Annotated in this window: 12 protein-coding genes, 1 other RNA gene and 1 pseudogene; 5 read left to right on the plus strand and 9 right to left on the minus strand. The window is 55.9% G+C overall.

The window, feature by feature from the left end:
* Nucleotides 1-241: 241 nt before the first annotated feature.
* From AC6I8F_RS05105 to smpB, 3 genes and pseudogenes are all read right to left on the minus strand, one after another.
* Nucleotides 242-1,183, minus strand: a pseudogene (locus AC6I8F_RS05105) (DNA primase family protein); the annotation flags it as partial.
* Between the two features lie 323 nt (nucleotides 1,184-1,506).
* Nucleotides 1,507-1,871, minus strand: a transfer-messenger RNA (tmRNA) gene (ssrA, locus tag AC6I8F_RS05110).
* 43 nt (nucleotides 1,872-1,914) lie between these two features.
* Nucleotides 1,915-2,397: an SsrA-binding protein SmpB gene (gene smpB / locus AC6I8F_RS05115; RefSeq protein WP_021506506.1), complete on the minus strand. Its 483-nt coding sequence runs from the start codon at nucleotides 2,395-2,397 to the stop codon at nucleotides 1,915-1,917.
* A gap of 159 nt (nucleotides 2,398-2,556) precedes the next feature.
* Here smpB and AC6I8F_RS05120 point away from each other — a divergent pair, with 159 nt between their 5' ends.
* Nucleotides 2,557-2,991, plus strand: coding sequence for a type II toxin-antitoxin system RatA family toxin (locus AC6I8F_RS05120; protein ID WP_021506507.1), 435 nt, complete (start codon nucleotides 2,557-2,559; stop codon nucleotides 2,989-2,991).
* Nucleotides 2,984-3,274, plus strand: a complete 291-nt coding sequence (locus AC6I8F_RS05125; RefSeq protein ID WP_159378631.1) for an RnfH family protein — start codon at nucleotides 2,984-2,986, stop codon at nucleotides 3,272-3,274. The genes AC6I8F_RS05120 and AC6I8F_RS05125 overlap by 8 nt, the downstream gene beginning before the upstream one ends.
* 50 nt (nucleotides 3,275-3,324) lie before the next feature.
* Here the strand turns inward: AC6I8F_RS05125 and bamE are convergent, their stop codons facing one another.
* The 3 genes from bamE to nadK all read right to left on the minus strand — a co-directional run bounded on the left by bamE (nucleotide 3,325) and on the right by nadK (nucleotide 6,482).
* Entirely contained in the window at nucleotides 3,325-3,672 is a 348-nt protein-coding gene (bamE, locus tag AC6I8F_RS05130; protein ID WP_021506509.1) for an outer membrane protein assembly factor BamE, read from the minus strand.
* Nucleotides 3,673-3,856: 184 nt separating this feature from the next.
* On the minus strand, nucleotides 3,857-5,518 hold the full coding sequence (gene recN / locus AC6I8F_RS05135; RefSeq protein ID WP_278426618.1) for a DNA repair protein RecN: 1,662 nt from the start codon (nucleotides 5,516-5,518) through the stop codon (nucleotides 3,857-3,859).
* A gap of 85 nt (nucleotides 5,519-5,603) precedes the next feature.
* On the minus strand, nucleotides 5,604-6,482 hold the full coding sequence (nadK, locus tag AC6I8F_RS05140; RefSeq protein WP_058758272.1) for an NAD(+) kinase: 879 nt from the start codon (nucleotides 6,480-6,482) through the stop codon (nucleotides 5,604-5,606).
* Nucleotides 6,483-6,604: 122 nt separating this feature from the next.
* On the opposite strand from nadK, the gene grpE reads away from it, so the two are divergent.
* Nucleotides 6,605-7,183 (plus strand): nucleotide exchange factor GrpE, encoded by a 579-nt coding sequence (grpE, locus tag AC6I8F_RS05145; RefSeq protein WP_031279366.1) that lies wholly within the window; start codon nucleotides 6,605-6,607, stop codon nucleotides 7,181-7,183.
* Between the two features lie 45 nt (nucleotides 7,184-7,228).
* Here grpE and ung read toward each other — a convergent pair whose 3' ends face one another.
* Nucleotides 7,229-7,906, minus strand: a complete 678-nt coding sequence (gene ung / locus AC6I8F_RS05150; protein WP_058781713.1) for a uracil-DNA glycosylase — start codon at nucleotides 7,904-7,906, stop codon at nucleotides 7,229-7,231.
* A 263-nt stretch (nucleotides 7,907-8,169) separates the two neighbouring features.
* Between ung and grcA the strand changes: the two genes are divergently transcribed.
* Entirely contained in the window at nucleotides 8,170-8,553 is a 384-nt protein-coding gene (gene grcA / locus AC6I8F_RS05155; RefSeq protein ID WP_021506514.1) for an autonomous glycyl radical cofactor GrcA, read from the plus strand.
* A 187-nt stretch (nucleotides 8,554-8,740) separates the two neighbouring features.
* On the opposite strand, the gene srmB is transcribed toward grcA, so the two are convergent.
* Complete coding sequence (gene srmB / locus AC6I8F_RS05160; protein ID WP_021506515.1) at nucleotides 8,741-10,069, minus strand: ATP-dependent RNA helicase SrmB; 1,329 nt, start codon at nucleotides 10,067-10,069, stop codon at nucleotides 8,741-8,743.
* A 137-nt stretch (nucleotides 10,070-10,206) separates the two neighbouring features.
* Between srmB and trmN the strand changes: the two genes are divergently transcribed.
* A complete protein-coding gene (gene trmN, locus AC6I8F_RS05165) occupies nucleotides 10,207-10,956 on the plus strand; it encodes a tRNA(1)(Val) (adenine(37)-N(6))-methyltransferase TrmN (protein ID WP_058758274.1) in 750 nt (249 codons plus the stop codon).
* On the opposite strand, the gene nadB is transcribed toward trmN, so the two are convergent.
* Nucleotides 10,953-12,560: an L-aspartate oxidase gene (gene nadB / locus AC6I8F_RS05170; protein ID WP_058758275.1), complete on the minus strand. Its 1,608-nt coding sequence runs from the start codon at nucleotides 12,558-12,560 to the stop codon at nucleotides 10,953-10,955. The genes trmN and nadB overlap by 4 nt on opposite strands.
* Nucleotides 12,561-12,744 lie beyond the last annotated feature (184 nt).

Consider the following 12,744-nt stretch of genomic DNA (forward strand, 5'->3'; position numbering starts at 1 on the left):
TAACTGACAACAATTGGGCGGAAGCACTCGTTCAACCAGCTTCAAACTATAGCCTGTCAGGATAGACTATAGTTTATATTAACCTTGAATTGCTAGGCGCTCCCACTCTTTAATTCAGCTACAAAATATCATTTTTACATAGATCTAGCGTCCGCACTCGCTCAAATCTAACCTTAGCTGGCATTGGTAATTACATCAAATGTAAAAAACCGGCCTAAGCCGGTTTTTTTAAAATGATTAATCAGGCGCTGCATGCTGGCAGCCAATCGGCCTCGCTATCCTCATGCAACGTCAGATTGGTTTGAATGCCGTTATTCGTCCGGCGCTTGAGCAGCACGCGCTCGTACTCTTTCAGCGTCTGCGGCACCGCCTGTCCGAAAGCGGTCAGGCTTAGCGGGTGCTGATGTCCGCGCGATTCCATAAACGACAAATACGCATGGTAGAGATAGCGCTTTGGGTTAATCGGGCGAATGTTGGCGTTACCAATAAACAGCCCGTTCGGTGTGCTTAACGGCATCAAATAGCCACAGAAATCGACCAGCGGATCAGCCTGTCGCTTTATCTCCAGCGCTTCGCCAGATGACTGCTGGGTCTGCAACAACTCGCGGGCTTCATCAGGTGATACGAAGCGCTGCATCAGATGACGAACAATGACGGCCAGCTCGGCGCTGATTTTATCCAACAGCTGCGGGTCGCGCTCTTTCGCCGGTATCACCTCCGGGAACGTCAGGATTACCCGACGACGCGAAACGCCACCGCTGCGATCGCTGAAACGCATCGGATTGTTATTCACCGCCAGAATTACTGCCGGGATTTGTGTTGAGTAGGGATCGCGATATTTGGGATCGATGGCTACTGCATCGCCGCCGGTAATCGCCTTAATTCCCGCACCGTCGCCGCTCCACTTCTCCTGATCGGGCAGAATAATCAGCGAGAAGCCTACAACGCTGGCGCGTTCCCGCGATGATTCCAGCGTATCAATGGTGGCTGACGTGGTGTTATCGCGGCCAGCGAGCAGCGTGGCGATCGACGCTAAAACGCTTTTCCCGCTTCCACCTGGACCAGTCACCTCCAAAAACATCTGCCAGTCGTAACGGTTTGCCAGCACCATAAATAACGCCGCGAGGATACGATCCTCTTTGTCGTGATTATGCCCGGCGGACCGCGTCAATGAGCGCCGGAACGCCTGTGAGGTTTTCGCCCGAACACTGTGCGAACTAAACGTGCCGGTGGCAATATCGAACACGCCAATATGTCAGCCAGTCAGGCGGCGGGATTGTTCTCCCATTAGTGGCGCGATCAAGTTCGGCGTGAGGATGAATTGTTTACGTTCAACCTGGTACTCATTTTTCTTACGCCATAGCATGTACCAAACGTACAACAATTTCTCAGTATTCAGGCGGGTTATCCCGGAAGATTACAGACACAAAAAAGCCCGCAGGGCTTGCGCCGTGCGGGCTCTTAGGACTTCATCGGATGACTCTGGTAATCACCGATGGAGAATTTTGGTGGAGCTGGCGGGAGTTGAACCCGCGTCCGAAATTCCTACATCCTCGGTACTACATGCTTAGTCTGGTCTTTACATTCGCTTGCCAGCTGCGGACAGACACGCCACTAACAAACTAGCCTGATTAGTTTTAACGCTTCAACCCCAGGCAGGGCATCCACGCGATCTCTTTTAGGTTTGACCTCTCTTGATCCCCGTCCTAAGAGCGGAGGCTAGGGAGAGAGGGCTCTAAGCAGGTTATTAAGCTGCTAAAGCGTAGTTTTCGTCGTTTGCGACTATTTTTTTGCGGTTTTTTAGCGAGGCCTACCGCACCTCGGCATGCACCTTGGGTTTCGCGAATCCCGTCGAATCCAGAATCAGCCCCAAGACTTCTTACTCTAGCAAAAAATTATAAAAGATTCCAGTGGTTAACGGCTGGCATTCTTCATAATTCGTGCTTTGTCCATCTTCCACTCGCGATCTTTAATGTCCGCGCGCTTGTCGTGTTCTTTCTTACCGCGTGCCACCCCAATCTTCAGTTTGGCCCAGGCGTTTTTCCAGTAAAGCGACAGCGCGACCACGGTGTAACCTTCGCGGTTAACACGGCCGTACAGGGAATCCAGTTCACGCTGGTTCAACAGCAGTTTGCGGTTGCGCGTGGGATCGCACACCACGTGGCTTGATGCCACCGCCAGCGGCTGAAAAGTGGAACCGAACAGATAGGCCTCGCCATCGCGCAGCAAAATATAGCTGTCGCTGATGTTGGCTTTACCGGCGCGCAGTGATTTGACTTCCCATCCTTGCAACGCCATGCCGGCCTCGAACTCCTCTTCAATGAAGTATTCATGGCGAGCGCGTTTGTTGAGGGCAATAGTGGCTGAACCGGGTTTGTGAGCTTTTTTCTTTGTCATAGTGCGGCGTAGTCTACATCACTCAGTCTGTGGGCGCATCCCCTGTCCTGCGGGGCGGTAAAAAACACACTATTTTAGCACAGCTGGCAAAGGCGTGAATTTTTGTTTGGTAGCTTAAAATGGTATAATTCAACGGTTTTGTGACCAACAGGAACCATTATGGCCCAGATTAGCCGTTCAGCGCTGGTCCCGTATAGCGCTGAGCAGATGTACCGGCTCGTGAATGATGTGGATGCTTATCCTGAATTTCTTCCGGGCTGTACCGGCAGCCGCGTGCTGGATAACAGCGGTAACCAGATGACCGCCGCGGTGGATGTCTCCAAAGCCGGCATCAGTAAAACCTTTACCACGCGTAACACCCTGACCGATAACCAGAGCATTCATATGCAGCTGGTCGATGGGCCGTTCCGCAAGCTGACCGGTGGCTGGAAATTTATCTCGCTCGGCGACGATGCCTGCAAGGTTGAGCTCAGCCTCGACTTTGAGTTCACCAACATGCTGGTCGAGATGGCGTTTGGACGCATCTTCAAAGAGCTGGCCAACAGCATGGTGCAGGCGTTTACCCAGCGCGCCAAAGAGGTTTACCGTGGCTGACATCAGCGTTGAAGTGGTGTACGCGCTACCGGATAAACAGTATCTGCGTGAGGTTAGCCTGGAAGAGGGCGCCACGGTTGAGCAGGCGATTCAGGCATCCGGACTGCTTACGCTGCGCAAAGATATTGACCTGAGCAGCAACAAGGTCGGCATTTTCAGCCGTCCGGTCAAGCTGGGCGATACGCTGCAGGATGGCGATCGGGTAGAGATTTATCGCCCGCTGATTGCCGATCCAAAAGAGATGCGCCGGCAGCGGGCAGAGCGCGCGGCAACGAAAAAGTAAATTACAGGCATTAAAAAAGGCGCTCAGGCGCCTTTTTTGTTGCGGCTCACTCAGTCTTCAGTGCCGGTGAGGCGCGGTTTGTTGTCGATGTTAGTCAGCGTACCGTTGCTGTCGAAGGTCAGCGTCAGCGTCTGCTGCTTCACGCTCTCATGACCTGGCTCCTGACGGAACACGTAATACCAGACGTTGCTGCCAAACGGGTCGTGCATCATCGGCGTACCGAGCGTGTAAGCAACCTGCTGCTGCGTCATGCCGGTGTGAATCTTCGAAACGTCGTTGGCGACCAGGTAATTCCCCTGATTGATATCCGGACGATACACAACGCGCTCAAGGGTGGAACATCCGGCGGTCATCATCAACATTACCACTGCCGCGGCAGTCAGCGTTTTACAGCGCATCTATACATTCCTTTTCTGGGGCCAAACGCCTTTCATCAGGCAGTTTTGTTGCCATCAAATTCTGAACTCTGCATACGGCAGGCTTTATTATGGCGATATGACTGCCGATGATAATAAACCTTTGAGCTATTGGAAACCTCTACAGAGCAAGCATATGACCACCAGGCCGCAAAAAAGTGCGGTGTCAGGCTGCTAAAAGTTCTTTTGCGTTCGCCAGCGTGTTGCGTGTGACTTCGCTGCCGCCAAGCAGGCGCGCCAGTTCCTGCAGACGCGCACGCTTATCCAGCGGCTGCATGTGGGTTTCGGTCATCGCACCGTCGGTCTCTTTGCTGACGAAGAAGTGCTGATGACCACAGCCCGCCACCTGCGGCAGGTGAGTCACGCACATTACCTGAGTCGATTCGCCCAGCTGGCGCAGCATCTGGCCAACAACAGCGGCCGTCGGACCGCTGATACCGACGTCAACCTCATCGAAAATCATCGCCGGAGTTTCCATTTTCTGTGCGGTGATCACCTGAATCGCCAGCGCAATACGTGACAGTTCACCCCCTGAGGCCACTTTACCCAGCGGCTGCAGCGGCTGGCCCGGGTTGGTGGTGACACGGAAATCAATGCGGCTGGCACCTTCAGCCGTCAGCTGATCGGCATTGAATTCCAGCATAATGGCAAACTCACCGTGTGGCATGGCGAGGGTGCGCATGCTTTGCGTAATCAACTGGCTCAGCTCCTGCGCCGAGGTGACGCGTTGCTGATGCAGGGCTTCAGCACAGGCCAGCGCGGCCTGATGATGAGCCACGACGTCGCTCTGCAGGCTTTCCTGATCGCTCTCCTGCTGCGACAGCTGTTCCGCTTCATCCAGCAGCTGCTGATACAGCACCGGCAGCGCTTCCGGTGAAACATGGTGCTTGCGTGCCAGCGCAATCTGCCGCGACAGACGCTGCTCCAGCTCGTACAGGCGATTAGGATCCAGGTCGAGCCGTTCACAGTAGTGGCGCAGCTCATCGCTGGCTTCACTCAGCTGAATCGCGGCTTCTTCCAGCAGGTTAAATACGCCGCTGACTTTATCGTCCAGCGAGACCAGCTCACTCAGCATATTACGCGCGCTGTAGAGCAGGCTTTGCAGGTTGGTGTCATCACTGTCGGCAAGAATTTGCAGCGCCTGCTGGCTGGTGGACAGCAGCTGACCGCTGTTCGCGAGGCGCTTGTACTCTTCATCAATCTGCTCAAACTCGCCTGGCTGCGGCGCAAATTCGTTGAGTTCTTTCAGCTGATACTGCAGCAGTTCGCGGCGGGCTTCACGCTCCTGCGACAGCTGCTGATGCTGTGCCAGCGTGCGGCAGCTGTGATGCCAGCGCTGATAGTGCTGACGCATCTCCGCCAGCCGATCGTCGTGTGCGGCGTAGGCATCCAGTAGGTGTTTCTGGTGATCGGTTTTGAGGAGCAGCTGATGCGCATGCTGACCGTGGATTTGAATCAGTAACTGACCGAGTTCGCGCAGCTGCGACAGCGGAACAGAGGTGCCGTTGATAAAGCCACGTGAGCGGCCATCGGCACTGATCACGCGGCGCAACAGGCATTCGTTGCCGTCGTCGAGCTGGTTCTCCGCCAGCCAGCGCTGGGCAGAGGGTGACGCTTTCAGCTGGAAGCGCGCGCAGATATCCGCGCGGCTGGCCCCCTGACGCACCATGTCTGCTTCAGCACGGCCGCCAAGGCACAGGCCCAGCGCATCAATCGCGATGGATTTCCCTGCGCCGGTTTCGCCGGTGATCGCTGTCATACCACGATGAAAGTCGATCTCCAGTTCACGAACGATTGCAAAATTACTGATGGTCAGTTGTGCCAGCATACAATCACCTGTATGTAAAAACAGATATGGTTTTTCATACAGTATAAACTGGTTTTTTATCCAGTAAAGTAGCCAGCAGGCCTTTTCAGAATAATTTTTTTGACCATCCGAGTTTTGAGCTTAAGGTGTTAAAATAATTATAATTTTTGGGATGAATTAAGTTGAGGTGATTGGCGCTGCGGCGAATCAGCACATCTTCCCCTTCCTGAATTGGCAGAGCGATCTGGCTGTCACAGCTGATCTCCAGGTCGCTGCGCAGCGAGGAAAAACGCAGGCGAATGGTGCTGCTACTGTTGATCACCAGCGGACGCGCCGACAGCGTGTGCGGGAACATCGGCACCAGCGCAATCGCATCGAGTGACGGCGTTAATATCGGCCCGCCCGCCGACAGCGAATAGGCAGTTGAACCGGTTGGCGTGGAAATAATCAGCCCGTCCGAGCGCTGGGAAAAGGCGAACACTTCGTCTATATAGACTTCAAATTCAATCATGTGCGCCACTTTGCCCGGATGCAGCACCACTTCATTGATGGCGCTGCCGATGCGCGGCGAACACTCTTCTTTGCATACCTGCGCTTCCAGCAAAAAGCGGCTTTCCACGAAATAATCGCCCTGCAGCACGTCATCCAGCTGCTGCTGCGCGTTATCCGGATCGAGGTCCGTGAGGAAGCCGAGATTGCCGCGGTTGATGCCAATCACTTTGATGTCGTAACGAGCCAGCACGCGCGCGGCGCCCAGCATGTTGCCATCGCCGCCGACCACCACCGCCAGATCGGCATACTGGCCGATGTCCGCCAGGCTGCCGGTACGCACATCCTGCAGGTTCAGCTCGCGGGCGATTTGCTGTTCCACGATCACGTCATAGCCTTTGTCAGTCAGCCAGCGCCAGAGCATTTCATGGGTGGTTAACGCAGTGGGGTGGCGTGGATGGCCGACGATCCCAATGCAGTTAAAGTGTTTGTTCATTTAGCGGGTGTTCCTCATAAGCCAAAACGGCCAGGCAATGTGATGGGTTCACTTGAAACCGTCAAACTGATCCCCATAATAAGCCAACCAGCGAGATGAATGTGCAAAACGCGGAGAAATTCATGAGTAGTAAAGAACAGAACACCCCAAACGAGCAAGTCTCAGACGAAATTCAACAGGAACAACAGCAGCCGGAAGCGGAGACAGCAACTGAGGTGGATCCGCGTGATGAGCGTATCGCCCAGCTGGAAGCGGAATTAGCGCAGGCGCAGGGTGGCGTGCGTGACGCCCAGCTGCGCGCGCAGGCTGAGATTGAAAACATCCGTCGCCGTGCCGAAATGGACGTGGAAAAAGCGCACAAGTTTGCGCTGGAAAAGTTTGCCAACGAACTGCTGCCGGTGATTGATAGCCTGGAGCGCGCGCTGGAAGTGGCGGATAAAGAGAACACCGAGCTGGCTTCGATGATTGAAGGCATCGAGCTGACGCTGAAATCACTGCTGGGTGCGGTGCGTAAGTTCGGCGTGGAAGTGGTGGGCGAAACTAATGTGCCGTTCAACCCGGATGTGCATCAGGCGATGTCGATGATGGAGTCTGAAGAAGTGGCGCCAAACCACGTGCTGATGGTGATGCAGCGCGGTTACACCCTCAACGGTCGCCTGCTGCGTCCGGCGATGGTTGCGGTATCGAAAGCCAAAGGCTAAGCCGCTCCCGTGCAACAACGGCCGCTGATGCGGCCGTTTGTGTTTTCAGGGCAGCACCGGCGTCCAGTCAATGGGCGTCTGGCCGGCCTGGCTCAGCAGCGCATTAGCTTTGGAAAAATGCTGACAGCCAAAAAAGCCGCGATGGGCCGAAAGCGGCGAAGGATGCGGTGCTTTCAGTACGTGATGACGCTGCGCATCAATGATGCTGCCTTTCTTCTGCGCGTGCGCTCCCCACAGCAGGAAAATCACCCCTTCGCGATGGGAGTTGATGGCGCTGATCACGTTATCGGTAAAGGTTTCCCAGCCGAAACGCGCGTGCGAATGCGCTTTGCCGGCTTCCACGGTTAACACCGTATTCAGCAGCAGCACACCCTGTTTCGCCCAGCTTTCAAGAAAGCCGTGCTGCGGACGCTGAAAGCCAGGAATGTCCTGTTCCAGCTCTTTGTACATATTCAGCAGCGACGGCGGAATGGCCACGCCCGGCAGGACCGAGAACGCCAGGCCATGCGCCTGATTCGGGCCGTGGTACGGATCCTGGCCGAGGATCACCACTTTGATATCGCCCAGTTCGGTGAGACGGAACGCGTTGAACACGTCCTTTTGCGGCGGATAGACCGTCACGCCCGCCGCACGCTCTTCGGCTACCGCTTTCAGCGTTTCCACGAAGTAAGGTTTTTCTTTCTCTTCAGCCAGCACATCGTGCCAGGTCAGCTTCTCAGCCATCATTGACTCCCTGCAAATTGATGCCTTTAGCTTAGCGTGTCCGGCGGGGCAGCAGAAGGGTAAAAATAAGTTGAACAATTGCAGAAAAAGTTAATGGTGAATGTTGTTATAAATCAATTTATTAGAGTAGAAGCAAAAATCATGGCCGCACGAAATTGATACAGGTCAAAACGAGCCGGTCAGCGCGGTGATATACCAGAGCATCACATAACCCGAAGAACCGCGCTGTGCTCCTGCCGCAGCGCTAAGCCCTGGAGGCCTCTATGATTACCGGTATTCAAATTACTCAGGCACAAAATCCGCAGCTGCTGAACTCGTTCTGGCTGCTGGACAATGAGAAAGCCGAAGCCCGCTGCCTGTGCGCAAAAGGTGATTTCACGGAAGATCAGGTTGTTGCAGTCAGCGACCTTGGCGAGATTGCTTACCGTGAAATTCCACTGGAGCAGAAACCGCAGGTGCGCGTTGAAGGCGGTCAGCACCTCAACGTTAACGTGCTGCGCCGTGAAACGCTGGAAGATGCGGTGAAGCATCCGGAAAAATATCCGCAGCTGACCATTCGCGTGTCGGGCTATGCGGTGCGCTTTAACGCGCTGACGCCAGAACAGCAGCGTGACGTTATCACCCGTACCTTTACCGAAAGCCTGTAATTGATCGGCTGACGAAAACGCACACAGCAATACAGGCCGCGCCGGTGCTTACTGGCGCGGCTTTTTTTTATTTACTGAAGAGAGAAGAGGGCCGACTGAGGGATTTTACGCCGCGAAACTGCGATTTCAGCAGGCCAGAAAGCCAAAAATCGCCTCAGGGAGGCGATTTAATTGCCGCGATGCTGTTTTATTCCGCACCGCTCTCCGGTGTGCTGCTGCCGCTTGGCTTGCGGCGTTTACCGATATTTTTAGTATCGCGGTGACGTTTCTTCACGCGCGGTTTCTCTTCTTCTTTCGCTTTCTTCTCTTTGCGCTTCTCAAGCGCCTTTTTCGATGGTTTACCGGTGACTTTAGCACTCGGTGCACGCGTTTCCGGACGCAGCTCATCGATTACGCGCGATTTCAGTGGCTCGTTGACGTAGCGGCTGATTTTACCCAGCAGCGGATGATCATGTGCCTCTACCAGCGAGATCGCGGTACCTTTGCGTCCGGCGCGGCCGGTACGGCCAATGCGGTGCAGATAGACATCGGCGGTGCGCGGTAAGTCATAGTTGATGACGTGGGTGACGTTATCAATGTCGATACCGCGCGCGGCGACATCGGTCGCGACCAGCACGTTAACGCGACCGTCATTCAGGCGTTTGATCGCTTCGTTACGGTTCGCCTGTACCATTTCGCCTTCGAGGTAGCTGCTGCGCAGGCCGGCTTCGTGCATCCAGGTCACCAGCTCATGCAGGCGTTCACGTTTGCGCACGAACACGATGGCGCGCTTCACTTCCGGCTGCTTCAGCAGATGCACCAGCAGTTTGGTTTTGTGTTCAAGATTGTCGGCGCGGTAATACCACTGCTGAATCTTCTTGCGCTCGCTTTTGCTCGGATCTGCTTCAATCGCTACCGGATCGTTCAGCAGGCGCTCGGCGAAATCTTTAATGTTGTCGCCTTCAAGCGTGGCCGAGAACAGCAACGTCTGTTTGCGCCAGCGCGTTTCACCGGCAATGGTCTCGATATCCTGCGCAAAGCCCATGTCCAGCATGCGGTCGGCTTCGTCCAGAATCAGCGTTTCTACCGCGCGGCAGTCAAAGTTCTCTTCTTTGATGTACTGCAGCAGACGGCCGGTGGTCGCGACCACGATGTCCTGATTTTCACTGAACACTTCCGCGTGGTTCATATAGGCCACGCCGCCGGTGATGGTGGCGATATCGAGATGGGTATGTTTGGCCAGCTCGCGCGCCTGGTCGGCAACCTGCATCGCCAGTTCACGCGTCGGCGTGAGGATCAGAATGCGCGGCGGCCCTGATTTTTTACGCGGGAAATCGAGCAGGTGCTGTAAAGCGGGCAGCAGGTAGGCTGCGGTTTTCCCCGTTCCGGTTGGTGCCGAACCCAGAACGTCACGGCCTTCCAGCGCGGCAGGAATGGCCTCAGCCTGAATGGCAGTCGGGCGCGTGAAGCCTTTATCCTGCAGGGCTTCCAGCAGGCTTTCGTCGAGTTCGAGTTCGGAGAATGTGGTTACGGTCATGGTCTACCTCAGTTTGGGGCGCTGATTATAGACAGTTCAGCCACAATCTTCATCTGTTTGTGTTGCACAGGTGAAGGTGAATTCACTTCGCGACCACGTTACACTTCCGGCAGGAGCAAATTCAATGGTCGTTAAGTATGTCTCAGCCGCAACCGCCAGCGCGGGCGATGTTAAGAAAAGATGGATTCACGTTTAAGCAATTTTTTGTCGCGCACGATCGCTGTGCCATGAAGGTCGGCACCGATGGGGTGCTGCTCGGCGCATGGGCACCGGTGGCAGGCGTACGGCGCATACTGGATATCGGCTGCGGCAGCGGTCTGATTGCGCTGATGCTGGCGCAGCGCACGCCGGATGACGTCAGTATCGATGCCGTCGAACTGGAGCGCAGCGCCGCCGCGCAGGCGCAGGAGAACGTCGCCGCGTCGCCGTGGGCGCATCGCATCGCGGTACACGCGCAGGACATCGTCAGCTGGAGTGAGCAGGCAGAAAAACGCTACTCGCTGATTGTCAGTAATCCGCCGTTTTTCACGCCGGGCATGGCCTCGGCCAGCGTCGAGCGCGATACCGCGCGCAGCACGGCAACACTTGATCATCCCACCCTGCTGCGCTGTGCGGCACAGCTGATTGAAGAAGAGGGGCTGTTTTGCGTGGTGCTGCCCGCGGATGCCGGCGAAAACCTGATTACACTGGCGCGTGCCGAAGGCTGGCATCTGCGTTATCGCTATGATGTGGCACCTTACGCGCAGCGACCGCCGAACCGGCTGGTGCTGGGCTTTTCACCTGCCGCAGGCGAACTCGTGCAGGAGCGGCTCGCCATTCGTGATGAAGATAAAAGCTATTCGGCGGACTGGCTGAGCCTGGTAACCGATTTCTATCTGTTCCGCTAGGCTACCGGCTGCAGCACCGTTGGCTGTGCCTCGGGCAGCGTATGCGGATAGTCGCGGGTGAAGTGCAGCCCGCGGCTCTCTTTGCGCGCCAGCGCACAGCGCACCATCAGCTCTGCCACCTGTACCAGATTGCGCAGCTCCAGCAGATTGTTGGAGAGGCGAAAGTGCGCATAGTATTCATCTATCTCCTGCTGTAGCAGCGTAATGCGGCGCAGGGCGCGCTCCAGCCGCTTGGTGGTACGCACGATGCCCATGTAGTCCCACATTAACAGCCGCAGCTCATGCCAGTTGTGCTGAATCACCACCCGTTCATCGGCATCGTCGACGCGGCTTTCATCCCACGCCGGCAGGTGATCGACGGCGTGCATCTGCGGCAGACGGCGCACAATATCTTCGGCCGCCGACCAGCCATACACCAGACACTCCAGCAGCGAGTTTGATGCCATGCGGTTAGCGCCGTGCAGGCCGGTGTAGCTGACCTCGCCAATCGCATACAGCCCGTCGACATCGGTGCGACCATGTTGATCCACCATCACGCCGCCGCAGGTGTAATGCGCGGCCGGCACAATCGGAATCGGCTGCTGTGTCAGATCGAGGCCAAACGTCAGCAGCTTGTCATAGATCATCGGAAAGTGGGCACGCACAAAGCTGGCCGGCTGATGGCTGATGTCGAGATACATGCAGTCGACGCCCAGGCGCTTCATTTCGTGATCGATCGCGCGCGCCACGATATCGCGCGGTGCCAGTTCGGCGCGCGCATCGAAATCCGGCATAAAGCGCGAACCGTCCGGGCGCAGTAGCCAGGCACCTTCGCCGCGCAGCGCTTCGGTCAGCAAAAAGTTTTGCGCCTGCGGATGAAACAGGCAGGTAGGGTGAAACTGATTGAACTCCAGATTGGCCACCCGGCAGCCGGCGCGCCACGCCATCGCGATGCCGTCGCCGGAAGCGACATCCGGATTAGTGGTGTACTGATATACCTTCGCCGCACCGCCGGTGGCCAGCACCACGCTGCGGGCGCGGCAGGTTTCAACCTGTTCGCGATTGCGATTCCAGATCCACGCGCCCACCACGCGCCGCGTTCCGGGCAGGCCAATTTTATCGGAGAGGATTAAATCCACCGCGTTGGCGCGCTCAATAACGCGAATATTGGGATGGCTGAGCGCCTGGCTGACCAGCGTGGTTTCGACCGCGCGCCCGGTGGCGTCGGCGCTGTGTAAGATACGGCGATGGCTGTGACCGCCTTCGCGCGTCAGGTGATAGCGCGCATTGCCGTTATCCTGTGGCTCGCGATCAAACGCCACGCCGTTATCGATCAGCCACTGTACGCACGGGCGCGCATTGCTGGCGATAAAATTCACCGTCTCGCGATCGCACAGGCCTGCACCGGCAATCAGCGTATCTTCGACGTGTGATTCAATGCTGTCGTTTTCATCAAACACCGCCGCAATCCCGCCCTGTGCATACAGCGTGGAGCCTTCGCTAATCTGCGCTTTACTCAGCACCGTTACCTGATAGTGCGGTGCCAGCCGCAGCGCCAGAGATAAACCGGCCGCGCCGCTGCCAACAATCAGTACATCACAGCTATGATCGGGAATGGGGTTCATGATGTTTAATTTACTAAACAAAAGGTTCCCCGAGCATAAGCCCGGACGCCGCTGGTGTGAAGTATTTTGAACAAAAAACGCGGGAAAATTCGACGCAATAATCAGATTGTAATGCGATTTCAGTAAGTTATGTCTGAAAATAAGCGATTAGTGTTTTTTATACCAAACACGCTGAAAATTCAGG

This window comes from gamma proteobacterium symbiont of Axiagastus rosmarus, from assembly GCF_059730925.1.